The sequence below is a fragment of the Streptomyces rubiginosohelvolus genome (assembly GCF_014649875.1).
Taxonomy (GTDB): domain Bacteria; phylum Actinomycetota; class Actinomycetes; order Streptomycetales; family Streptomycetaceae; genus Streptomyces; species Streptomyces rubiginosohelvolus.
On record NZ_BMTW01000011.1, the window covers coordinates 79861 to 103024 of the forward strand.

The following is a 23164-nucleotide window of genomic DNA, read 5'->3' on the forward strand; positions in this document are numbered from 1 at the left end:
CGGCGTCAGCGCGCGTCGACACGGCCGTGGGCCCCGGCTCAGCCGACCGGCTGGACCGGGCGCTCCCCGTCCGAGGACGGCCGCTCGAACTGGGTGCGGTACAGCTCCTCGTACCGTCCGCCGGCCGCCAGCAGTTCCGTGTGCGTGCCGCTCTCGACGACCCGGCCCGCCTCCAGCACCAGGATCCGGTCGGCCGCCCGTACGGTCGAGAGCCGGTGGGCGATCACCAGGGCGGTCCGGCCCGACAGGGCCTCGGCCAGCGCTTCCTGGACGGCCGCCTCCGAGGTGGAGTCGAGGTGCGCGGTCGCCTCGTCGAGGATCACGACCCGCTGACGGGCCAGCAGCAGCCGGGCGATGGTGAGGCGCTGGCGCTCCCCGCCGGAGAGCCGGTAGCCGCGCTCGCCGACCACGGTGTCGAGGCCGTCGGGCAGCGAGGCGATCAGGCCGTCGAGCCGGGAGCGGCGCAGGGCGTCCCAGATCTCGTCCTCGGAGGCGCCGGGCCGGGCGATCAGCAGGTTGGCGCGCACCGACTCGTGGAAGAGGTGCCCGTCCTGGGTGACCATGCCGAGCGTGTCCCGGATCGAGTCGGCGCTCAGGTCGCGGACGTCGACACCGTTCAGCCGTACGGAACCGGCGTCCGCGTCGTACAGCCGGGGCAGCAACTGCGCGATCGTCGACTTGCCCGCGCCCGAGGAACCCACCAGCGCGATCGTCTGGCCCGGTTCGGCCCGGAAGGACACCTGGTGCAGGACCGGCGTGCCGCCCCGGTCGTCGAGCGTGGCGACCTCCTCCAGCGAGGCCAGGGAGACCTTCTCGGCGGTGGGGTAGCCGAAGGACACCTCGTCGAACTCCACGGAGACCGGCCCTTCGGGCACCCGGCGGGCGTCCGGCCTCTGCTCGATCAGCGGCTTCAGGTCCAGGATCTCGAAGACCCGCTCGAAGCTGACGAGCGCGCTCATCACCTCGACCCTGGCCCCGGCGAGGGCGGTGAGCGGCGCGTACAGCCGGGTCAGCAGCAGCGCCAGCGCCACCACGGCCCCCGGGTCCAGGCTGCCGCGCAGGGCGTAGAAGCCGCCTAGCCCGTAGACCAGGGCCAGCGCCAGGGCGGAGACCAGGGTGAGGGCGGTGATGAACGCCGACTGGGCCATCGCCGTACGGACGCCGATGTCACGCACCCGGTCGGCGCGGGCGGCGAACTCGGCCGACTCGTCCGAGGGGCGGCCGAAGAGCTTGACGAGCGTCGCGCCGGGGGCGGAGAACCGCTCGGTCATCTGGGTGCCCATCGCGGCGTTGTGGTCGGCCGCCTCCCGCTGCAGTCCGGCCATCCGGGCTCCCATCCGGCGGGCCGGTACGACGAACACCGGGAGCAGCACCAGCGAGAGCAGGGTGATCTGCCAGGAGATCGTGAGCATCACCGCGAGGGTCAGCAGCAGCGTGACGAGGTTGGAGACGACGCCGGAGAGTGTGTTGCTGAACGCCCGCTGTGCGCCGATCACGTCGTTGTTGAGCCGGCTGACCAGGGCGCCGGTCCGGGTCCGGGTGAAGAAGGCCACCGGCATCTTCTGCACATGGTCGAAGACGGCGGTGCGCAGGTCCAGGATCAGGCCCTCGCCCAGCGTCGCCGACAGCCAGCGGGTGAGCAGGCCGAGCCCGGCCTCGACGACGGCGATGAGCGCGATGAGCAGGGCGAGCCGGGTGACCGTGCCGGTGTCCTCACCGTTGACGATCGTGTCGACGACCTTCCCGGCCAGCAGCGGAGTGGCCACCGCGAGCAGCGCGGTCAGGACGCTCAGCAACAGGAAGCGGTGGATCCGCCGTCGGTGGGGCCGGGCGAAGAGCATGATGCGGCGCAAGGACGCCCGGGAGAAGGGGCGGCGGTCCTCCTGGGCGTTCATCGCGCTGTGCAGCGAATGCCACGCCGTGACTTCCATGTCCATGGGGCGCTCCGAAATCGATGGCCCCCGGATCGCCCGACGGCCTGCGGATCCCCGTCGGCCGTGCGGCCCCGGGGTCACTGAGAACGCTAAAACCTGAAGTTTGCTTGAGGTCAAGACCGATGGGCGTGGCGGGGACGGGAGTGCGAGCCTGGCGGGGACGGCGACGGCGAGCGGATGAGGGAGAGAGCGGCGTGCGTATCGATCTGACAGGCAGGAACGCTGTGGTGACCGGGTCTTCGCAGGGCATCGGCCTCGCCATCGCCACCGGACTGGCCGGGGCGGGCGCCGGGGTCGTCCTCACCGGGCGGACCCCGGGGCGGCTGGACGAGGCGGCGCGGTCGGTCCGTGCCGCGGTGCCGGACGCCTCCGTGGCCTCCGTGGCCTGCGACCTGACCACCGAGGAGGGCGCCGGGCTGCTGTACGCGGCCGTGCCCGCGGCCGACGTCCTCGTCAACAACCTCGGCATCTTCGGATCCCGGCCGCCGCTGGAGATCACCGACGCGGAGTGGAAGACCTACTTCGACACGAACGTGCTCAGCGCCGTGCGCCTCATCCGCCACTACCTTCCCGGGATGACCGGGCAGGGCTGGGGCCGGGTGCTGAACATCGCCAGCGACTCCGCGATCGTGATCCCCGCCGAGATGATCCACTACGGCATGTCGAAGACCGCGCTGCTCGCCGTCTCCCGGGGCTTCGCCAAGGAGGCCGCGGGCACGGGCGTGACGGTGAACTCCGTGATCGCCGGACCCACGCACACCGGCGGCGTGGAGGACTTCGTGTACGAGCTGGTCGACAAGGAGCTGCCCTGGGACGAGGCGCAGCGCGAGTTCATGCGGCTGCACCGGCCGCAGTCCCTGCTCCAGCGGCTCATCGAGCCCGAGGAGATCGCGAACCTGGTCGTCTACCTCAGCTCCGCGCAGGCTTCGGCGACGACCGGGGCGGCCGTGCGGGTCGACGGCGGTTATGTGGACTCGATCCTGCCCTGACCGGGTGCCGGGGCGCCCCGTGGCCGGTCGGAGCGGTCATGCGGGGCTGGCATGATCGAGGGATGAACGAGAGCATCATCGCCGCGTGTGACGGGGCGTCGAAGGGAAATCCGGGACCGGCCGCCTGGGCGTGGGTCGCGGCCGACGCACAGGGCAACCCGGTGCGCTGGGAGGCCGGTCCGCTCGGCACCGCGACGAACAACGTCGCCGAGCTCACCGCCCTGGCGGAGCTGCTGGAGTCCACCGACCCGTCGGTGCGCGTCGAGGTGCGGATGGACTCGCAGTACGCCATGAACGCCGTGACCAAGTGGCTGCCGGGCTGGAAGCGCAACGGCTGGAAGACCTCCGGCGGCAAGCCCGTCGCCAACCGTGAGCTGGTCACCCGCATCGACGCCCTGCTCGCCGACCGCTCGGTGACGTTCCGCTATGTTCCCGCCCACCAGGTGAACGGCGACCCGCTCAACGCGATCGCCGACCAGGCGGCCAGCGAAGTGGCGGTCACCCAGCTTCCGGCCGGTACGGCGCACGGTGCGACGGCTCTGCCGGTGCCCGCGCCCGCGCGGTCCACGAAGGGGCGTACGGAATCGTCCGGGGCGGCGGGCGGCTCGAAGGGGAGGAGCGCCGGGGGCGCGTCCCGGAGCGGGCGGTCCACCGGCACGATCAAGGCGCGCTTCGCCGGCCGGTGCCACTGCGGCAAGCCGTACGCGGCCCAGGAGCCGATCGCGAAGAACCCGAACGGCTGGGGTCACCCGGAGTGCCGTACGGTCCCCGCCTGATCAGGAGGGGACGCGGGCGGGACGGAGGAAGTCTCAGAGATCGGCCCAGACGAGCCGGCCCGCCAGTGCCGCGCGGGTGCCCCAGCGGGCCGCCAGCGCGTCGACGAGCAGCAAGCCCCTGCCGTCCTCGGAGAGGTGGTCGAGCGCGTCGTCGCCCGCGAGGTCGGCCGCTGCGGGGACCTGGCCGACGGGAAGGCCGGCCGAGTCGGCCGGGGAGGCCGGGGCCGGTATCCGGGCCCGGCCCCGGTTCCACACGCAGATGCGCACGCCCTCCGTTGAGCGCAGGAGCCGGCAGCGGATCCGCCGGGTGCTGGTGTGCTGCACCGCGTTGGTGACCAGTTCGGTCACTATCAGAGCCGCCGCCTCGATCCGTTCGGCCGGTTCGCCCCAGGCCCGCATGGCCTCCTGGACCCGGTGCCGGGCCTCCGGCACACCCCCGGGCAATCGAGGAACCCACCAGCTGTGTGCACCTCGGGCACCTCGGACACCTCCGTCATCGGGGGCACGCTCCGCGCAACTGACTATTTCCGACATGTATGCACTCTCGACGCAAAACGCATACTTTGCAACCGACAGAGTGTGTAATGCTCCGCCACGGGGCTCGACGAAGAAGGTATGCGCATGCGAGCCCGGTCCGGCCCCACGGTGGAACACCGCGTCCTCGCGGTCCGCCTCCGCATGCTGCGGGAACGCGCGGGCATCAGCCTGCGGACCGCCGCCGAGGCGCTGGACGCCCACCCCGCCACCGTACGGCGTATCGAGCGCGCGGAGACCGGACTGGATGCCCGGCAGGTCGGCGAACTGCTGCGCTGCTACGGCGTACCGCCCGCCGTGGCCGGGCCCATCATGGCCGGGCTCGCGGCCGCGAACCTGCCCGGCTGGTGGCACCGCTGGCGGGACGCGATGGAGACCTGGCAGCAGGAGGTCATCGGCGTGGAGTCCTCGGCGAGCCTCGTGCGGACCTGGCACCCGGCGCTCGTGCCCGAACTGCTGCGCACCCCGGCGTACGCCGCCGCGCTCTACCGCACGCAGTACCCCGGGGACAGCCCCGCCCGCCGGGAACGCCGGGTCGAGCTGCTGCGCGAGCGCCGCCGCCGGCTGTGCGAGCGCGGGGCCGACCTGTGGGCCCTGCTCCCGGCCGCGGCCCTCCATACGCGGGTCGGCGGCCCGGACACCATGGAGGGGCAGCGGGCCGCGCTGACCGAGGCCATGCGGGAGCAGCACGTCACCGTCCAGGTGGTGCCCATGGACCACCCGCCGCACCCCCTGACCGGCGTACCGCCCCTGCACATCCTCCGGGTGCCCGCACCCGAGATCGGGGACCAGGCGGTGCTGGAGACCCCGGGCGTCCGGGTCGACCTCATCGACGATCCCGAGACCGTGATGGCCCACCGCATCCGGCTCGACGCCGCGTGCGCCGCCGCGCCGGGACCCGGGACCCCGCTGCCGGAGTGACCGCGTCCGGCCCGCCGCCGGGATGCGGCGGGACCCGACCCCGTACAGCGTGGGGGAGTGGTGCAGCTGCGCAGGGCCAAGTGGATCCCGTTGGGGGTCATCGTGCTGGGCGTCGTGCTGGACCTGGTGACCCCGACGGACGTCACCTCGGCGCCCCTGCTGATGGCGGCGCCGGTCGCCGCCGCGCCGCTGCTGAGTCTGCGCGGCATCATCGCGATCGGGGCGCTCGCCATGGCCGTCCACGCGCTCCTGGCCTGGCACGACGGCACCTTCGGCTGGCAGCGCGGCGTCGCCAACCAGCTCACCCTTCTGGCCGTAACCGTGCTGGCCGTCCTGATCAACCGCTCGCTGGAGGGCCGGGACGCCCGTACCCGGCGCGCCCGCCATATCGCCGCCGTGGCCCAGAGCGCCGTCCTGCCCCGGCCCCCTTCGCGCCTCGGGGAGCTCAGGATCGCCGCCCGGTACGTGCCCGCCGAGGACGAGGCCATGATCGGCGGCGACCTCTACGTCGTCCAGGAGACCCCCCACGGGGTGCGCGTGATGGTCGGGGACGTCCGGGGCAAGGGCCTGGGTGCGGTGAGCGCGGTCTGCGCGGACCTGGGGGCCTTCCGTTACGCCGCGGACGAGGCGGAGGACCTGCCCGGGCTGGTCGCCGCGCTGGAACGGGCCCTCCAGCGCGAGGGCGGCAGGCGCGGCGGCCAGGAGCAGGAGGAAGGGTTCACCACCGCGCTGATCGCCGAGTTCGCCGATGACCTCGGCACCGTACGGGTCGTCAACCGGGGGCATCCACCGCCGGTACTCCTGGACGCCCAGGGCCGGGCCACCGTCCTCGAACCCTCCGAGGAGGCGCCCCCGCTCGGCATGAGCGGCCTGGGGACCTGGTCGTGCCCGGTCGACACGTTCCCGTTCCCGCCCGGCGCCACCCTCATCTGCTACACGGACGGGGTCACCGAGGCCCGTGACGAGTCCGGGGTCTTCTACGACGCGTCCGTCCGGCTGCCGTTCCTCGTCCACCACCGCGCGCTGATCGGCGACCCGGCCTCCCCGGCGCAGATCCTCCACCTGCTGATCGAGGACGTCGGCCATCACACCGGGGGCCGGATCCAGGACGATCAGGCCCTGCTCGCCCTCCATCGCCCCCCGGTCCCCCCGCACGCGTAGTCGGCCCTACGCGCTCCGGCGGCCGGTTCTGTCCGCCCGATACGTGTTTGAGGCGTCGATCGTCGGTCACCCGCACGGAAGACACGTACGGCAACCGACTTACGACATCACGACATTCGGGAGTGAGCAGAGTTGAGCAGCACGGAGAACTGGCGCCTGCACGCCGCCTGCCGCGAGGAGGACCCGGACCTGTTCTTCCCCATCGGGAGCACCGGCCCCGCGGTCGTCCAGACCGAGGAGGCCAAGGCCGTCTGCCGGACCTGCCCCGTCCAGGCCGCCTGCCTGGAGTGGGCCCTGGAGAACGGACAGGACTCGGGTATCTGGGGCGGCCTGTCCGAGAACGAGCGACGCGCCCTGAAGCGCCGCAGCCGCAGGCGCGCGGAGGCCCGGGGACGCGGCGCGGCCTGACCCGTACGCCGCGGAGTGCCGCCCGGAGAGGTGTTCGTGATCCGGGAACGAGTGGGTACACGATGAGCCATGGACACCACCGCTTGGCTCGTTCTCGGCGCCGTGGCCGCGCTGATCATGCTGGCCCTGGCCGTCGTGCTGCTGGTCCGCGTCTTCAGGGCCAGGAAGCTGCTGGTCGACGCCGGCATCCCGCTGCGCAGCAAGGCGCTCGTCTGGGCCGCCGTCATCTACACCGTGTCGCCCGTCGACCTGCTGCCCGACCCCGTCTACCTCGACGACATCGGCTTCCTGCTGGTCGCCCTGCGTTCCCTGCACTCGGCGGCAGCCGCGGCCGGAGTGCGTACGGGAACGGGCACGCGGGCCAAGACCCCGGCGGCCCCGGTGGAGCGCCGCCCCGACGCCGTGGGCTGAGGGGCGGGCGGCCACCGTCTTCCTAACCGGCTCAGCCGAAGGCGGGCGCGCCCGGCGGGGGCGTCCCCGCGCCGGGCTCCTGCGGGGCCCCGGTGTCCGGGGCGGGCGGCTGCGGGGCGGACTGCGAGTCGGGCGAACCCGGCGGGTCCTCCGGCGCGGGCTCCGTCCCCGGGTCGTCGGGCGGCGGCTCCGAGGTCGCCGGGTCGTCCGGCGGGGGCTCGGACGTCGCCGGGTCCTCACCGGGCTGCGACGTCCGGTCGTCCGGCGCCGGCTCCGACGGGGTGGTGGCCCCGGACGAGGTGGGGCAGGGGTCCGACCCGGGCGGGCAGGGGGACTCGGAGGCGTTCTTCGGAGGATCCGTCTTCTCGTCGCCGTCGCCCGTGTCACCGGCCGGCCGCTTGAACCAGTCGCCGTTCTCCGGATCGACCATCACGAACTCTTTCACCGGCTTCTCCGACGGCTCCACCACGACCACGTCGGAGGCCCGGTAGCCCGGCCACGCCTTGCCCGTCTGCCGCGGGTCGTCCTGGGCTACGGGCGGCAGCAGCGGATTCCCGCACGCGCACCGCACCCTGGGGACGCCCCGGTCGTCGACGAGGACGGCCGTACCCGCCTGGAGCACGGCCTGATAGGCGTTGGCCTCGCCGTCCTGGTAACCGTGGTTGGTGACCCTGGTGTCCATGCGCAGCGTCACGGGGGTGAGCCCGCGCAGATAGCCGGGGACGGCGGACGGCTCGATGTCCTGGACCGAGGCGAACGCCCGGTTCTTGTCCGGCGCCGCCCGCAACACCTTGACCTGCTGCTCCACATCGCAACTCGCGATCTTCTGCGTGCCCCCGTACAGCCCCGGGGCCGCGCCGTCCACGCCCCGCGTCACCTGCGCGCCGGTCTTCGACGGGCTCGGCGCGACGGAGGGGCTGGCGGCCCCGGGCGCGGGGGCGTCGTCGTTCGCCGTGGACTCCGTGAACGGATCCGGCCCGGACTCGCCCGCCGCCTGGAGGAAGACCTCGCCGCCCTCCTTCGACCCGCCGCCCTCGGGCCGGGTCAGCACGACCACCAGCACCACCGCGGCGACCAGAGCCGTCGCGATCGCCGCGATCCGGGGCACCGAACGCCACCAGGGCCGGTCGGGGCGGGGACCGGGGGCCGCACCCGAGCCGCCGCCCGGACCGCCGGGGCCACCACCGGAAGCCCCGGAGCCGCCCCCATCGCCCCCGTCACCCGAACCGCCCGAGCCACCGGGGCCGTTCGGCCCACCGTGGTCGCCGCCGCTGGGCGGGCCGGGCGGCGGGCCCGAAACGGTCGGAGGGGGCGGGGTGGGGCCGGACTCCGAGGGGCCCGAGAGCGGGCCGGACGGCGGTCCTGTGGGGCGGCCGGAAGGCGGCGGTTGGACACTCACGGGCTCTGCTCCCCGTTGTCGGTACCGCCCCGGAGTCCCCGCCCGACCCCGATTCCGTACCGGGGCCAGAGAGTGACGATCCAGGGCATTTCGCACCATTGTCTGCTCCGGCCCGGCGGTCCCCGCAAGCGGAGGAGACAACCGTTTCCTCGGGGAGCGAAGCGTCCGGTCCCTGCTTAGCGTGAGGGCGTGAACGTCCGGGCGAGCAACGACGAGAACACCGCACGCACCCCGCACGGCTGGCGCGACGCGCTCCTTGCGGTCCTCACCGGCGTGCTGGCCATGGTGGTGACCGCGGCGCTCGGCCTGTGGGCCGCCGGTGCGGCCGGGCTGCCCGGCGGCGCCTTCCCGGCAGTCGTCGCCGCGGTGGTGGTGATGGCGGCGGGCGGCTCGGTCGGGCTGTCCGGGGACGCCGGCTCCCTCGTGGGGACGCAGGCCGACCTCTCGGTCCTGCCGCTCTCGGTCACCCTCGTGGGCGCGCTCCTCGTCGCCCGGGGCTTCCTCCGCCCGCTGCACCACCGGGCCGTCGCCGGAGGCCGCGAACTGGCCGGCTGGGCGGGCCGCGTCGCCGCCCTGTGGATCGTCGCGCTGATCGTCCTCTCGCTGATCGCCCGGCACACCTTCACCCTCTCGGCCGAGGACCTGACCGGCAGTGAAGCCGGGGACCTCCTCGGCGGGGACCCGAAGATCGGATTCCGGGCGGAGATCCCCCTCACCCTGGTCTTCGGGCTGCTGTGGCTGGCCGGGGTCCTCGTGCTGGCCCTGATCGTCTCGCGCCGCGCCCCGCTCCCCGCCCGGCTGCTGCGCTTCCAGGAGGCGGTGCGCCCGGCGGCGTTCGCCATGGTCGTGCTGCTCCTCGCCTGCGTCGCGCTCGGTGTCCTCGCCGGAATCATCGTGATGATCACGCGCGGCCATCCGGCCGAGACCGCCGCGGTGATCCTGCTCGGACTGCCCAACCTGGTCTGGCTCGCGCTCACCCTCGGCCTCGGCGCGTCCTGGGAGGGCAAGGTCGAAGGCCCCTTCGGGCTGCCCATGCCCCAGGTCCTCGACACCGTCCTGCGCACCCCTGACCTCTCCACCCTGAACCTGAGCACCCTCGCCGAACAGGACGGGCGCGTCCGCTGGCTCGTGGTCGTCGTCGCCGTGCTGGTGCTGGCCGCCGCGTTCCTCATGGCGGCGAGGTCGCCCGCCCGGACGCGCCTGTGGCAGCACGCGGTCCACATGGCGGTGGCGCTCACCCTGACGGTGCTGTTCATCTGCCTCACCGCCCGGATCTCCGCCCACTACGGGCTCTCCCTGCTGGGCCTGGGGGACCTGGGCGGGGGACTCGGCGGGGAGGTGTCGCTGCGCGCGAAACTGTGGACGGCGCTCGGGTTCGCGGTGCTGTGGGGCCTGGTCACCGGCTTCCTCGGCGGCCTGGCGGCCACCCGGGTGCACCGGCGCGGCGAGGTCGTGGACCGGGAGCCGGGCCCCGGCCCCGGCTCCGGCTCCGACGCCTGAACGGGCGTCGTTCCTGCGCTCAGCCGCTTCCCGGGAACACCGGGGCGGCCCAGCGCGGCGGGGCGGGCGGCGGTTCGGGGGTGGCCGACCAAGAGCCGGCCGGTGCGTCCACCCGGGTCGGCGAGTGCTCACCGGGCCCGATGCCCGCCGCCGCGGCCCGCAGCGCGGCGACGAACCGCAGGCAGGTCTCGTAACGGTCCTCCGGCGACTTGGCGAGCGCCTTCGCCAGTACGCCGTCGACGGTGGCGGGCAGCCCGGGCCGCAGCCCGCTCGGCGGGGTGGGCGGGTCGTACTGGTGGGCCCACAGCAGCGCCATGTCGTCGTCCCGCTGGAAGGGCGGCGCCCCGGTCAGGGTCTCCTGGACGACGCAGGCGAGGCTGTACACATCGCACCGCCCGTCCACGGGCCGCCCGGAGATCTGTTCCGGCGCCACGTAGTCGAGGGTGCCGACGAACTGGCCGACCGTGGTGAACCCGGTCAGCGACAGCGACTTCTTCGTCAGCCCGAAGTCCGTCAGGTACACGTGCTCCGGATGGTCGCTGTCGGTGCCCGCGGCCACCAGGATGTTGCCGGGCTTCACATCCCGGTGCACCAGGTCGTGGTCATGGGCCGCGTCGAGCGCGGACGCGACCTGGGCGGCGATCCGGACGGCGGCCGTCAGGTCCAGCGGCCCGCGCCGGTCGATCAGGACGCGCAGATCCGCGCCCGCGACGAACCGCATGGCGATGTAGAGCAGCCCCTCCGTCTCGCCCGCCTCGAACACCGGCACGATGTGGGGGTGGTCGATCGCGGCCGCCACCCGCGACTCGTGTGTGAACCGCTGCCGGAAGGTGTCGTTACGGGCCAGCTCGGGGGCGAGCAGCTTCAGCGCGACGATCCGGTCGAGCCGCAGGTCCTTGGCGCGGTAGACGACCGCCATGCCGCCGCGGCCGATCTCGGCCTCCACGAGATAGCTCGCGATCCGCTTGCCGACGAGATCGTCCTCGCGCCCGGTGGGCACCCCGGCGTCGTGCGACGGGGGAGGCGGCGGCGCCATCGCCGGTCACCGCCCCGCATCGCCCGACGCCCCGCCGCCGGACGGTTCATCGGGCCCGGCGACGGTGATCGCGCGGGTGGGCTCGGGGGCGACGAGGCGTGTCGGCTCGGGCTCGTCGGGCGTACGGCCTTCTTCGTCCGGGGTCACCACCCGCGTCGGTTCCGGCCCTGCGGGCGGCGCGACGGGGGCGGGTCCGGCCTCTCCCGGCGTAACGAGGCGTGTCGGCTCGGGGCCTTCGGGCGGTGCGACGCGGGTGGGTTCGGGTTCATCGGGTGCGACGAGGCGTGTCGGCTCGGGTTCCTCGGGCGGGACCACTCGTGTCGGCTCGGGTCCGTCGGGCGGGACCACTCGTGTCGGCTCGGGTCCGTCGGGCGGGACCACTCGTGTCGGCTCGGGTCCGTCGGGCGGGACCACTCGTGTCGGCTCGGGTCCGTCGGGCGGGACCACTCGTGTCGGCTCGGGTCCGTCGGGCGGGACCACCCGCGTCGGCTCGGGCTCGTCGGGCGGGACCACCCGCGTCGGCTCGGGTCCGTCGGGCGGGACCACACGCGTCGGCTCGGGTCCTTCGGGCGGGACCACACGAGTGGGCTCCGGCCCGTCGGGCGGGACCACCCGCGTCGGCTCCGGCCCCTCACCGCCCGCTACGCGAAAGCGCTCCGGCGTCTCCGCCTCCCCGGACGCCGAGACCGGTGCCGCCGCTCCCGGCCCCGCCTCCGCCGCGTACGTGCTCAGCCGGGCCCCGTCGCAGAACACCCACCGCTCGTGCTCGGCGTCGTACAGCCACACCGACTCCCCGTCCACCACCATCCCGACCCGCAGCCCTCGCGTCCGCTGGCGGAAGCCCTCCCCGTCGCTGCGGCCCTCGGCGAGGTCCTGGGCCGCGCGGCGGTACCGGCTCAACGACTCCTCCGCCCGGGCCAGTAGCGGTCGCGGGTCCGCGGTGCGTGCCATCGGCGCCCCGGGGGCCGGGGGCGTCTGCGGTACGGAGACGAGGAGGCGGCCGTCGACCCAGGCCGACCAGCCGTTGGAGCAGGCGACGTACGCCCAGTCCCCGCGCCGGTCCCGCAGCTCCACCGGCAGCAGCGCGTCCAGTGGATCGGTCGGGCGGGCGACGTCGGGGGACTCCCACGCGGGCAGCCCGTCCGGCGGGACGACGTGCGTGGGGCGGAATTCCGGGGTCGGGGTCGCCATGGAACCAGCTCACTTCCGCATGACCGCGGGCTCGTGCCGCCTCAGCAGTTTCGCGACCACGTATCCGAAGAGGAGCGAGAGGACGACCATCATGCCCATGTTGAGCAGCCAGATCCCCGCCGCGTGCTCGAAGAGCGGATCGGAGGTCAGCTCGCCCGGCACGATCCGCGCCAGATCGATCGTCCCGGCCATCGCGCCGAGCGCCCACCGCGACGGCACCAGCCAGGACAGCTGCTCCACGCCCGGGACACCGTGCAGCTTGAGCAACGCGCCGCAGAAGACGACCTGGACGATCGCGAGGAGGACGAGCAACGGCATCGTCACCTCCTCCTTGCGCACCAGCGCGGAGACCAGCAGACCGAGCATCATCGCGGTGAAGGACAGCAGGGCCACGGCCAGCGTGATCTCGACGAGTGGCGGCAGGAACACCCCTTCGCCGCCCGGTGCGCCGAGATCGACACCCACCAGACCCACGAGGGTCAGCACCACGGCCTGGAGCACGGTGATGGTTCCGAGCACCACGATCTTCGACATCAGATACGCGGATCTGGACAGGCCGACGGCTCTCTCGCGCTGGTAGATCACCCGTTCCTTGACCAACTCCCGTACCGCGTTGGCCGCTCCGGTCAGCACTCCGCCCACGCACAGGATCAGCAGCGCGTTCATCGCCGTCTCCTGGGTGAGCCGGCTGCCCGCCAGTGCGCGGGCCATGGCGCCCATGACGAAGGGCAGCGCGATCATGATGATCAGGAACGTCCGGTCCGCGCTCAGCGCGGAGGCGTACCGGCGCACCAGAGTGTTCAGCTGCGCACCCCAGTTACGGGTCTTGGGCGGAGGCGCGACCATCGCTCCGGGCGCGGCGGGCGGCAGATGCGGCTGGGCCGTGGCGTTGTCGATGTACTGCCGGCGGAAGGGCGAGCCGGCATAGGTCGCCGCCCAGTCGCGGTCGCGGTCGTTCTCGAACGCCTCGAACGCCTCCGGCCACTCCTCGAAACCGAAGAAGGCTAGGGCGTCCTCGGGCGGGCCGTAGTAGGCGATGCGTCCGCCGGGCGCGAGGACGAGCAACCGGTCGCAGACCTCCAGGCTCAACACGCTGTGCGTCACCACGATGACGGTGCGGCCGTCGTCGGCCAGTCCGCGCAGCATGTGCATGACCGACCGGTCCATGCCGGGGTCGAGCCCCGAGGTCGGCTCGTCCAGGAAGAGCAGCGAAGGCTTCGTCAGCAGCTCCAGGGCCACGCTCACCCGCTTGCGCTGGCCGCCCGAGAGCGAGTGGATCGGCTGGTCGGCGCGCTGTTCGAGGCCGAGTTCCTGGATCACCTCGGTGACCCGTGCCTGCCGCTCCGCCTTTGCGGTGTCCTGAGGGAAGCGGAGCTCGGCGGCGTAACCGAGGGCTTTGCGCACGGTCAGCTGCGCATGCAGGATGTCGTCCTGCGGTACGAGGCCGATGCGCTGGCGCAGCTCGGCGAAGTCACGGTAGAGGTCACGGCCGTCGTAGAGCACCGTGCCCCGGTCGGCCGGGCGCTGGCCGGTGAGCGCGTTGAGCAGCGTGGACTTGCCCGCACCGCTGGGCCCCACCACACCGAGCAGGCACTTCTCGCCGACGGGGAAGGAGACCTTGTCCAGCAGGGTCTTGCCGCCCTTGCCCGCGCGGCCGACCGTCACCTCCAGGTCCTGGACGTCCAGCGACACCTCGCCGGTGTCCACGAACTCCTGGAGGGAGTCGCCGACCAGGCAGAACGCCGAGTGCCCGATACCGACGATGTCACCGGGACCGACGGGGCCGCGGGCGACCGGCTGGCCGTTGAGGAAGGTTCCGTTGTGGCTGCCGAGGTCGACGATCTCGTACGTGCCGTCGGCCAGGGCCCGCAGTTCGGCGTGGTGGCGCGAGACGACCAGATCGTCGATGACGAGGTCGTTCCCGGCGTCGCGGCCGATCCGTACGGTCCTGGCGGGCAGCGGCCGTACCGTCGTCGGCCGGCGGAAGGTGCCGGTCGCCGCGGGCATCGAGACGGCCGAGGGGCGGTCGGCGGAGGGCGTCGCGGCGGGCGCGGGAGGCTCCCGGCCCAGCAGGACGGCGCGTGGTCCGTCGCTCGGATTGCCGAAGCGGATCTCGCTGCCCGCGCCGACGTCCGAGGCGTGGACGCGCCGGCCGGCGGTGTAGGTGCCGTTGGTGCTGTCCTCGTCCTCGAGCGTCCAGTGGCCGTCCTCGGGATGCAGGATCGCGTGGTGCCAGGAGACCCGGTCGTCGTCGATGACGATGTCGCTCTCGGGATCGCGCCCGACATGGTAGTCCCGGCTCGGACTCATCACCGTGGAGCCCAGATCGGTCTCCAGAACGAGTTCGGGCGCAGTCGGCGTCGCAGGCCGCTCTCCCATGTCTGAATTCTATCGATATGTACCGATCGGCGCCCGCCGTCGAGGTTCTGGGCACCCGTCGTAGGGGAGTCCCTCCGGTATTCCGGGAGCGGTCCTCAGCGTGGCACGGTGGCGAGGATGACCTTCCCGCCGCCCACCGTCTCGCGGACCCGCACCTCCTGGGCCAGCCGCTGGACCATGGGCCAGCCGAATCCGCCGGCCCGGCCGGTCAGGTCGGGCGTCCGGTCCTGTGGGTGCGCCGGGCTCGGGTCGGTGACCCGGACATGGACGCCCCTGCGGTCCGCGGTCAGCCACAGCGCGGTGACGGCCCCCGCGTGCCGGACGGCATTGGTGACCAGCTCCGACACGAGGATCAGGAGGTTCTGGACCATGTGCGAGTTCGGCGCGGGATGCAGCCGGGCGACGAAGGCGCTGACCGCGTCCCGCGCGTCGGCGGCCCTCTCCGGCCGGCAGACGAAATCGGTACGGGTCTCGCCGTCCGGTGAAAACGTCATCAGGATGCGGTCGTTCATTGCGTTCACCCCGTCGCGTGAGCCTTCTGTCTGGCCGTTCGCGTACCCCCGAATCGGCATTTCATGGAGACCCGGCGGCGGAAGGTGCGCTCAGTACGCCGATCGGCCCAGCCTTCGCCCCGCCTCGGCCGGTTCCTGCGGTCGCATCGTTCCTGGTGTGAGGCCTGCTCTTTCTATCGTTGAAAATTTCGTGTGCACGACCGTTGTGCAGTGTTTGGTGTTGTGGCTCAATGTTCGACTATGTGCAGTGCCTCGCAGGTTGGAGGCACCCCCGGCTCTTCGACGAGGACGACGCCTTGAGACGACAACACCCGCGCCCCCGTGCCCTGTTCAGGGCCCTGACCTGCGCTGCGGCGCTGCTCGTACCGGTCGGTGCCACCTTGGTCCCGACGGCGGCCGCCGCACCCGCCGTACCGGCCGAAGCCACCACGAAGGCCTTCACGGCCGACGACCCGGTCACCGATGTCCACGGGCTGAAGGGCGAGTACTTCAGCATGTCCGCCCCGGGCGCCCGTGACTTCGCCGAGCTAGGCGCCACCACCCTCGACCCCGACATCAACTTCCCCGGACTCACCGGTACGTTCGAGTCGGCGACCGGGAAGACCGAGCACACCACGGCCCGGTGGACCGGCCAGATCGAGGCCCCCGAGACCGGCGAGTACGTCTTCTCCGCCATCGGCGACAACGGGTTCCGGCTCTTCCTCGACGGCAACGTTGTCATCGACCACTGGGAGCCGGACTGGGACAAGGAGCAGCGCAGCGAGCCGATCTCCCTGAAGGCGGGGGAGAAGCACGACTTCAAGCTGGAGATGTTCCAGGACACCGGCGGCGCCAGCATGTTCCTCCGCTGGGAGGCCGACGGACTGAAGAAGCAGATCGTCCCCGAGTCCGCGTTCACCCCGCCCGCCGACTTCGAGGTCTACCCGGTCGCCCTGAGTGTCGCGCAGAACGGCAAGCGCCTCCAGGCCACCTTCAGGGACCGGGTCGCGGACTACCGGAAGGTGAGAGAGCACCTCAAGATCGAGGTCGACACCTCACCGATGCCGGTGAAGTCGGTCAACCGGGCTTCGAACAACCCGAACGCGCTGGTCATCGACCTCGCCGCACCCGTGCAGAAGGACCAGCGCGTCAAGGTCGCCTACGACGGCAAGGCCGGTCTGAAGTCCGGGTCCGAGATGGTCCCGGAGATCGGCCGCACCGCGAAGAACCTCTCCACGCACCGCCTCACCACCCCCTGGGGCGACAAGCTGGACAAGAACCACCCGCTGCCCGAGTACCCCCGGCCGCAGCAGGTCCGCGACCAGTGGAAGAACCTCAACGGCCCCTGGGAGTTCGCCGGGGCCACCGAGGGCGAGCAGCCGGTCTTCGGCAAGAAGCTCGACGAGAAGATCATCGTGCCGTTCCCGGTCGAGTCCCAGCTCTCCGGCCTGGAGCGCGACGAGGACCACATGTTCTACCGCAAGCTCGTCACCGTGCCGAAGAACTGGTCGATCGGTAAGGGCGGTAAGGGCGCGTCCGGCAAGGACAAGCGGCTGAAGCTCAACTTCGACGCCGTCGACTACCGGTCCACCGTCTGGGTCAACGGCACCAAGGTTGCCGAACACACCGGCGGCTACACCGGGTTCACCGCCGACATCACCGACGCGCTCAAGGGCAGCGGCCCCCAGGAGATCGTCGTCGCGGTCACCGACAAGACGGGCCCCAACCAGCCCAAGGGCAAGCAGTCCACCAACCCCGGCGGCATCGTCTACACCCCGACCTCCGGCATCTGGCAGACCGTGTGGATGGAGCCGGTCGCCCCCGCCGCCATCGACTCCCTGACCACCACCCCGGACATCGACACCGGCCGCCTCGCGGTCACCGTCAACTCCGCGAAGGCGTCCGCCGACGCCCGGATCACCGCCGTCGCCCGCGACCGCAAGGGCAAGGTCGTCGGCACCGTCAGCGGCCCCGCCAACCGCAAGCTCAGCCTCCAGCTCAAGAACCAGCACCTCTGGTCGCCCGACGACCCGTACCTGTACGACCTCGACGTCTCGCTCACCGACGGCCGCTCCAAGGACAGCGTCGAAAGCTACTTCGGCATGCGGCAGCTGAAGGTCGACAAGGTGGGCGGCTACCAGAAGCTCGTCCTCAACGGAAAGCCGTTCTTCTCCCTCGCCATGCTCGACCAGGGCTTCTGGCCCGACGGGCTGTACACCCAGCCCAGCGACGCGGCCCTCACCTTCGACCTGAAGGCCCAGAAGGACCTCGGGTTCAACGCCGTGCGCAAGCACATCAAGGTCGAGTCGCCGCGCTGGTACTACCACGCCGACCGGCTCGGACTTCTGGTGTGGCAGGACTTCGTCAACGCCGACATCGACAACGACGTCGGCAAGAACGCCTTCCTCACCCAGGGCAAGGAGTTGATGAAGCAGTTCCACAACTACCCCTCGATCAGCGGCTGGATCGTCTTCAACGAGGGCTGGGGCGAGTGGGACCGCACGGAGACCGGCAAGATCGCCGAGGACGTCAAGGCGCTGGACCCGTCCCGCGTGGTCAACGCGCACAGCGGCGTCAACTGCTGTGCCTCCAAGGGTGATTCCGGCAAGGGCGAGATCATCGACCACCACGACTACGTGAACAACGACCCGGCCTTCCCGGACGAGCACCGCGCCGCGATGGACGGCGAGCACGGCGGCTTCACGCTGCGGACGCCCGGTCACATGTGGCCCGGAGCCCCGGCCAACATCTACTCCGGCGTCGCGGACAAGGCCGCTCTCACCGCCAAGTACGTCGACAACACCCGTACGTACTACCTCGCGGCCGCCGGCGCGGAACTGTCCGGCTCCGTCTACACCCAGGTCAGCGACCTGGAGAACGAGCTCAACGGGCTCTGGACGTACGACCGCCGGGAGATCAAGGTCGACCCGAAGAAGGTCCGGGAGATCAACCGCCAGGTCATCGCGGCCGGGGCCAACGCCGGTGAGCGCGACGAGCTGAAGGGCGGCGGTTCCTGGTCGCTCGACGAGAACAAGGGCACGACCGCCCGGGACAGCGGCCCCAACAAGGCCGATCTCACCCTGGAGGGCGGCTCCTCCTGGGCCCCGGGCGTCACGGGCTCGGCGCTGAAGTTCGACGGCGAGGGGCAGTACGCGCAGAGCGCCGGTCCGGTCGTGGACACCACCAAGGACTACACCGTCTCCGCGTGGGCCTCGCTCGACGCCGTACCCGGCAACTACGCCACCGTCGTCAGCCAGGACGGCCGGCGCACCGAGAACCCCTTCTACCTCCAGTACGGCCAGGGGGCGTTCGCCTTCTCCACCCCGGGCGGCAAGCGCGCCCGCCTGGAGATCACCCCGGAGACCGGGAAGTGGTACCACCTGGTCGGGGTCCGCAAGGGTGACGCGATCACGCTGTACGTCGACGGGAAGCCCGCCGCCACCACCGAGGCCGGGCCGGCCGATGTGAGCACCGGCCCGCTCTCCGTCGGCCGGGCCCAGTACGACGGCGCCAAGGTCGACTTCTGGAACGGCTCCGTGGATCAGGTCGAGGCGTACGACAAGGCCCTGACCGCCAAGGAGGTGTCCGCGCTGCACGGCCGTCAGAAGCCGTAACCCGCAAGGACCGGGGGGACCCCCTTCCGGCGCATCCGGAACCTCCGGGCGCGCCGGGAGGGGAGCGGACCCCGCAATGGCGTGAATGGTTCTCCAACTCGCGGACCATTCACGCCTTTTGCCGTCATTCCCGAGACGTAGAGGAGTTGGGCCCCCGGGAGGGATACGCAGACGTACACAGGTCCGACAAGATCCTCCTGTCCGAACATGCGACCGGAAGGATCGATATCGTGCGCAGACGACGTCTCGCGCCCCTGGTGGCCGTGAGCGCCCTGGCGACGCTGGCCCCGGCGTTCGCCGCCTCGACGGCCACCGCGGCCCCGGCTGCCGCCCCCTCGGCCGGGACCCCCTCGGCCGTCTCCTCGCCCGCCGCCAAGAGCGTGCTCGACCGGTACGCGAAGCAGAAGCCCGCGTGGAAGCGGTGCGACGCCGAGACCTCGGCGGCCTACCAGTGCGCCACCGTCAAGGTGCCGCTGGACTACCGCAAGCCCGGAGGCAAGCGGATCGACGTGGCGATATCCCGGATCAAGACCGCCGAGCCGGGAAAGCGGCGCGGCATCCTGCTCTCCAACCCCGGCGGCCCCGGCGGCGAGGGGCTGTGGATGCCGCTGATGATGAAGGAGGAGCTGCCCAAGTCGGTGCTGAAGAGCTACGACCTGGTCGGCTTCGACCCGCGCGGTGTCGGCCGCTCCAGCCCGGTCTCCTGCAACCTCACGCCGGAGCAGGAGAACTGGCTGCGGCCCTACAAGGCGGAGACTCACGCCAAGGACGTCGCCTGGGCGCGCACGGTGGCGGACAAGTGCCGCAAGAAGATGGGGGACCGGCTCCCGCACATCACGACCCGCAACACCGCGCGTGACATGGATCTGGTGCGGGCGATCCTCGGCGAGAAGAAGATCTCCTACTTCGGTTACTCCTACGGCACCTATCTGGGGGCCGTCTACGCCCAGCTCTTCCCGGCCCGGGCCGACCGGTTCGTGCTGGACAGCGCGGTCGACCCGCAGCGCGCCTGGCGCGGGATGATCCAGTGGTGGGCCGAGGGCGCCGAGCCCGCGTTCGACCGGTGGACCGAGTGGGCCGCCGCGCGCTCGAAGACGTACGGCCTCGGCGACACCCCGAAGAAGGTCGACCGGACCTTCTGGGATCTCGTCGCGCGGGCCGACAAGGACCCGATCGAGGTGGACGGACAGCCCACCAACGGCGACGACATCCGCCAGGGGATGCGCGCGCTGGCCTTCACCCCGCAGTCCGCGTCCGAGGCGGTCGTGGAGCTGAAGAAGGCCGCGGCCGGCAAGCCCGCCTCCGCGAAGAAGCTCGCCCGGATCACCGAGGGCGGCGGGACCCCGGCGCCCGAGTGGGCCGGGAAGGCCGCACTCGCCGCCGAGACCCCCGCCGACAACATGACGGCCAGCTTCTGGGCCGTGGTGTGCGGCGACAACTCGGCCGTGTGGTCGAGTGATCCGGAGACCTACCGGCGGGACGCCATCGAGGACAAGGGCCGCTACCCGCTCTTCGGGGACTTCGCGTCCAGCATCAAGCCCTGCGCGTTCTGGGGGAAGTCCGCCGAGCCGGTGACCGTGGTCAAGAACAAGGTCGGCTCCCTGGTCGTCCAGAACGAGTGGGACTCGCAGACCCCGCTGCCCAGCGGCCAGGCCCTGCACGCCCAGCTGAAGGGCTCGAAGATGGTCACCGTCCTCGGCGGCGAGGGCCACGGTGTCTACCCGAGCGGCAACACCTGCACGGACGGCGCGGTCAACCGCTACCTGTCCACCGGCAAGCTGCCCGCGAAGGACGTGACCTGCAAGGCGACCGCCGCGTCGAACGCGCAGGCCCGCCAGAACGAGAAGCCGGACGCGCTCCCCGGGTCCCCGGTCCCGGAACGTGCCCCGAACCGCTTCTGATCCGCTGAGCCCGGCCGCACGGCTCCCGTAAAAGGGGCCCGGCGGCGGCGGAGGGTATGTCCTCCGCCGCTGCCGGGCCCCTGCCCGTGCCCCTCCTCAGGTCAGGTCACGGCGCCCACGGCGCGTCCACCGCCCACGTCGTGTCCTCGGTGAACAGCGCCGGGTTGTCGAAGGGCTGCTTGCCGCCGGGCGTTGCGAGCCACACCTCGGAGTCGATGTGGCGCAGATAGCTGCCGGGCAGATTGGCGCTGGTGAACCGCACCCCGCCGGTGCCCGCGACCGCGCACCACGTCGCATCCGCCTTGAACAGCGCGGAGTTGTCGTTGGCGTCGCGGCGGACCCGGAACTCCCGGTGCCGGAGGAACTCGCCGGGGTAGTTCCGGGACTCGAAGGAGTAGCAGTTGCTGTTGGCGAGCCCGGGGACGATCTTCCAGGTGGCGTCCGCCTTCAGGACGGCCGGACTCCCGCTGTTCACCACCTCGGTGAAGGCCAGCCCGTCGTAGTGGCGCAGGTGCTTGGTGGTGTGCCCGGAGGTGGTGACCCGCAGCGACCTGTTCTGCCCGGTGGGGAGGTTCACCGGGGGAGCGGGGTTGCGGGACGCCTGGATGAGGGCCTGGTTGGCGGCCTTCACCCGGGCCGTGTCCACCTTCACGACCTGGCGGTCGTACGTCAGCAGCCCGTTCGCCTCGTTCTCGACGTCCGTGATCTCCGTGTAGACCGACGCGGAGAGCCCGGCGGGCAGTTGGCCGATCCGGATGGCGTCCAGGAGACCGACGAACCGGTTGTTGAGCGCGGCGATGCTCGGCTGGTCCTCGTAGCTGAAGCCGCCGCCCGGATACCACTCGTGGCCCGGCACCTTGTAGCCGAGCCCGCCGAACTCGCCCAGCACGGCCGCCCGGGTGGCGCTCGGCGCGGTGTTCCCGGGGCCGACGTAGATGTGGTTGTCCACCACGTCGCCGTTTCCGCCGTCGACCGAGCCGCAGCAGTTGACCCCGCTCATGTTGTTGACCAGACGCGAGGGGTCCTGGGCCTTCACCTCGTCGGCGATCCTCGCCTGGTCGTACTGCCCCCAGCCCTCGTTCTGGTTGACCCACATCACCACCGAGGGCGAACTGCGGTGCTGGTCGATGATGTTGCGGTACTCCGCCTCCCACTGGGTGCGGGCCGGCCCGTCCGGCACCTTGCCGGTGTCCATCGACGGCATGTCCTGCCACACCAGCAGACCCAGCTTGTCCGCCCAGTAGAACCACCGCTGCGGCTCCACCTTGATGTGCTTGCGGACCATGTTGAACCCGAGGTCCTTGTGCGCCTGGAGGTCGTACTTCAGCGCGGCGTCGCTCGGCGCGGTGTAGATGCCGTCCGGCCAGTACCCCTGGTCCAGGGTGCCCGTCTGGAACACGAACTTCCCGTTCAGCACCGGCCGCAGGATGTTGTCGACCTTGGCGATCCCGATCGACCGCATGCCCGTGTAGCTGCCCACGGTGTCGGTGACGGCCGAACCGTCGAGGAGATCCGCCTTCACGTCGTACAGGAACGGATCCTCGGGCGTCCACAGCCGCGGATTCGGTACGGGTACGGAGATCTCGCCGCTCACCGCGCCGGTCGCCGTGCCCACGACCGTACCGCCGGAGGAGACCGTGATCCGGGCGCTCCGGCCCGCCGCGCCCGCCGTCTGGACCTTCACCCGCAGGGTGTTGTTGCCCAGGTTCGGCGTCATGTCGAGGCGGGTGATGTGGGCGGAGGCCACCGGTTCCAGCCAGACCGTCTGCCAGATGCCGGAGGCCGCGGTGTAGAAGATCCCGCCGCCCGGGTGCGGCTTCACATCGTTGATGCGCTGCTTGCCGACCGCCTGGCCGCCGGTCTGGCTCGGGTCGTAGACGGAGACCACGACCGTGTTCGTCCCGCCGTTGAGCTGCGGGGTGATGTCGTACGCGAACGAGTCGAACCCGCCCTTGTGCGCGCCGACCTGGGTGCCGTTGACCCAGACGGTGGTCTGCCAGTCGGAGGCCCCGAAGTGCAGTTTGACCCGGCGGTTGTTCCAGTTCGCGGGGACGGTGAAGGTCCGCTTGTACCAGAGCTTGTCGTTCTCGGTGATGCGGCGCTGGATGCCGGAGAGCGCGGACTCGGCGACGAACGGGACCCGGATCTGCTCCGGGAACGTCGTCGGCTGCCCGGCGTCACGGCCGGTGACCGCGAAGTCCCAGATGCCGTTGAGGTTCGTCCAGTCAGGGCGGGTCAGCTGCGGACGCGGATACTCCGGCAGCGGCTTGTCGACGGGGACGCTGTTCGTCCACGGCGTCGTCATGGGCGCGGGCTTCGGCTCCCACGCGGCGGGTGCTGCGGCGGCCGGGGCGGTGCCGGTCCCCACGAGGGCGGTGGCCACCAGGGCGAGCAGGCCGGTGGTGGCCGTTAATCTCCGCCACCAGGTGCGGCGGCGGGGTGCGGGTGCTGGTCGCATGGACATCCCTTTCTACGGTCGTACGGGGCTGGAAGGGCGTACGTCGGGGAGGGGAGGGGAA

At 71.8% G+C, this 23164-nt stretch carries 17 protein-coding genes; 9 read left to right on the top strand and 8 right to left on the bottom strand.

The features are described 5' to 3' along the window. Positions 1 to 38 precede the first annotated feature (38 nt). Positions 39 to 1937, bottom strand: a complete 1899-nt coding sequence (locus tag IE134_RS23340; protein ID WP_030712884.1) for an ABC transporter ATP-binding protein — start codon at positions 1935 to 1937, stop codon at positions 39 to 41. A gap of 191 nt (positions 1938 to 2128) precedes the next feature. Here IE134_RS23340 and IE134_RS23345 point away from each other — a divergent pair, with 191 nt between their 5' ends. Both IE134_RS23345 and IE134_RS23350 read left to right on the top strand, forming a co-directional pair. Beyond that, complete coding sequence (locus tag IE134_RS23345) at positions 2129 to 2923, top strand: SDR family NAD(P)-dependent oxidoreductase (RefSeq protein WP_189431588.1); 795 nt, start codon at positions 2129 to 2131, stop codon at positions 2921 to 2923. Between the two features lie 62 nt (positions 2924 to 2985). Further along, a complete protein-coding gene (locus IE134_RS23350) occupies positions 2986 to 3699 on the top strand; it encodes a ribonuclease H family protein (protein WP_030712887.1) in 714 nt (237 codons plus the stop codon). Between the two features lie 33 nt (positions 3700 to 3732). On the opposite strand, the gene IE134_RS23355 is transcribed toward IE134_RS23350, so the two are convergent. Further along, positions 3733 to 4143 carry an ATP-binding protein gene (locus tag IE134_RS23355; protein WP_078614384.1) on the bottom strand — a complete coding sequence of 137 codons (411 nt, stop codon included), beginning with the start codon at positions 4141 to 4143 and terminating at the stop codon, positions 3733 to 3735. 177 nt (positions 4144 to 4320) lie between these two features. Here IE134_RS23355 and IE134_RS23360 point away from each other — a divergent pair, with 177 nt between their 5' ends. The 4 genes from IE134_RS23360 to IE134_RS23375 all read left to right on the top strand — a co-directional run bounded on the left by IE134_RS23360 (position 4321) and on the right by IE134_RS23375 (position 7134). Then, on the top strand, positions 4321 to 5154 hold the full coding sequence (locus IE134_RS23360; RefSeq protein WP_189431590.1) for a Scr1 family TA system antitoxin-like transcriptional regulator: 834 nt from the start codon (positions 4321 to 4323) through the stop codon (positions 5152 to 5154). A 57-nt stretch (positions 5155 to 5211) separates the two neighbouring features. Continuing rightward, positions 5212 to 6315, top strand: a complete 1104-nt coding sequence (locus IE134_RS23365; RefSeq protein WP_097983602.1) for a PP2C family protein-serine/threonine phosphatase — start codon at positions 5212 to 5214, stop codon at positions 6313 to 6315. A 132-nt stretch (positions 6316 to 6447) separates the two neighbouring features. Beyond that, the gene (locus IE134_RS23370) at positions 6448 to 6723 is read left to right on the top strand and encodes a WhiB family transcriptional regulator (RefSeq protein WP_010061749.1); all 276 of its coding nucleotides are present in this window, start codon (positions 6448 to 6450) and stop codon (positions 6721 to 6723) included. Between the two features lie 69 nt (positions 6724 to 6792). Beyond that, entirely contained in the window at positions 6793 to 7134 is a 342-nt protein-coding gene (locus tag IE134_RS23375; RefSeq protein WP_010061748.1) for a YkvA family protein, read from the top strand. A 31-nt stretch (positions 7135 to 7165) separates the two neighbouring features. Here IE134_RS23375 and IE134_RS23380 read toward each other — a convergent pair whose 3' ends face one another. Further along, positions 7166 to 8533: a DUF6777 domain-containing protein gene (locus IE134_RS23380; RefSeq protein WP_229823706.1), complete on the bottom strand. Its 1368-nt coding sequence runs from the start codon at positions 8531 to 8533 to the stop codon at positions 7166 to 7168. Positions 8534 to 8722: 189 nt separating this feature from the next. Between IE134_RS23380 and IE134_RS23385 the strand changes: the two genes are divergently transcribed. Then, entirely contained in the window at positions 8723 to 10033 is a 1311-nt protein-coding gene (locus tag IE134_RS23385; RefSeq protein ID WP_050513670.1) for a streptophobe family protein, read from the top strand. A 19-nt stretch (positions 10034 to 10052) separates the two neighbouring features. Here IE134_RS23385 and IE134_RS23390 read toward each other — a convergent pair whose 3' ends face one another. The 4 genes from IE134_RS23390 to IE134_RS23405 all read right to left on the bottom strand — a co-directional run bounded on the left by IE134_RS23390 (position 10053) and on the right by IE134_RS23405 (position 15151). Further along, a complete protein-coding gene (locus IE134_RS23390; RefSeq protein ID WP_030712902.1) occupies positions 10053 to 11069 on the bottom strand; it encodes a serine/threonine-protein kinase in 1017 nt (338 codons plus the stop codon). Between the two features lie 6 nt (positions 11070 to 11075). Then, positions 11076 to 12260, bottom strand: coding sequence for a hypothetical protein (locus IE134_RS34690; RefSeq protein ID WP_444545692.1), 1185 nt, complete (start codon positions 12258 to 12260; stop codon positions 11076 to 11078). Positions 12261 to 12269: 9 nt separating this feature from the next. After that, positions 12270 to 14639, bottom strand: coding sequence for an FHA domain-containing protein (locus IE134_RS23400; protein WP_030712905.1), 2370 nt, complete (start codon positions 14637 to 14639; stop codon positions 12270 to 12272). Between the two features lie 95 nt (positions 14640 to 14734). Beyond that, positions 14735 to 15151, bottom strand: coding sequence for an ATP-binding protein (locus IE134_RS23405; protein WP_030712906.1), 417 nt, complete (start codon positions 15149 to 15151; stop codon positions 14735 to 14737). A gap of 230 nt (positions 15152 to 15381) precedes the next feature. Here IE134_RS23405 and IE134_RS23410 point away from each other — a divergent pair, with 230 nt between their 5' ends. Together IE134_RS23410 and IE134_RS23415 are read left to right on the top strand one after the other, a co-directional pair. Further along, complete coding sequence (locus IE134_RS23410; protein ID WP_189431592.1) at positions 15382 to 18744, top strand: LamG-like jellyroll fold domain-containing protein; 3363 nt, start codon at positions 15382 to 15384, stop codon at positions 18742 to 18744. 230 nt (positions 18745 to 18974) lie between these two features. Continuing rightward, positions 18975 to 20645, top strand: coding sequence for an alpha/beta hydrolase (locus IE134_RS23415; protein ID WP_229823708.1), 1671 nt, complete (start codon positions 18975 to 18977; stop codon positions 20643 to 20645). A 106-nt stretch (positions 20646 to 20751) separates the two neighbouring features. Here the strand turns inward: IE134_RS23415 and IE134_RS23420 are convergent, their stop codons facing one another. Beyond that, a complete protein-coding gene (locus IE134_RS23420; RefSeq protein WP_030712910.1) occupies positions 20752 to 23103 on the bottom strand; it encodes a glycoside hydrolase family 2 in 2352 nt (783 codons plus the stop codon). Positions 23104 to 23164 lie beyond the last annotated feature (61 nt).

What these genes read in the sequence shown, in the direction of transcription:
- IE134_RS23420 (WP_030712910.1), bottom strand. Translation starts at nt 23,103, where the DNA reads ATGCGACCAGCACCCGCACCCCGCCGCCGCACCTGGTGGCGGAGATTA.
- IE134_RS23400 (WP_030712905.1), bottom strand. Translation starts at nt 14,639, where the DNA reads ATGGGAGAGCGGCCTGCGACGCCGACTGCGCCCGAACTCGTTCTGGAG.
- IE134_RS23360 (WP_189431590.1), top strand. Translation starts at nt 4,321, where the DNA reads ATGCGAGCCCGGTCCGGCCCCACGGTGGAACACCGCGTCCTCGCGGTC.
- IE134_RS23390 (WP_030712902.1), bottom strand. Translation starts at nt 11,069, where the DNA reads ATGGCGCCGCCGCCTCCCCCGTCGCACGACGCCGGGGTGCCCACCGGG.
- IE134_RS23340 (WP_030712884.1), bottom strand. Translation starts at nt 1,937, where the DNA reads ATGGACATGGAAGTCACGGCGTGGCATTCGCTGCACAGCGCGATGAAC.
- IE134_RS23405 (WP_030712906.1), bottom strand. Translation starts at nt 15,151, where the DNA reads ATGAACGACCGCATCCTGATGACGTTTTCACCGGACGGCGAGACCCGT.
- IE134_RS23410 (WP_189431592.1), top strand. Translation starts at nt 15,382, where the DNA reads ATGTTCGACTATGTGCAGTGCCTCGCAGGTTGGAGGCACCCCCGGCTC.
- IE134_RS23350 (WP_030712887.1), top strand. Translation starts at nt 2,986, where the DNA reads ATGAACGAGAGCATCATCGCCGCGTGTGACGGGGCGTCGAAGGGAAAT.
- IE134_RS23375 (WP_010061748.1), top strand. Translation starts at nt 6,793, where the DNA reads ATGGACACCACCGCTTGGCTCGTTCTCGGCGCCGTGGCCGCGCTGATC.
- IE134_RS34690 (WP_444545692.1), bottom strand. Translation starts at nt 12,260, where the DNA reads ATGGCGACCCCGACCCCGGAATTCCGCCCCACGCACGTCGTCCCGCCG.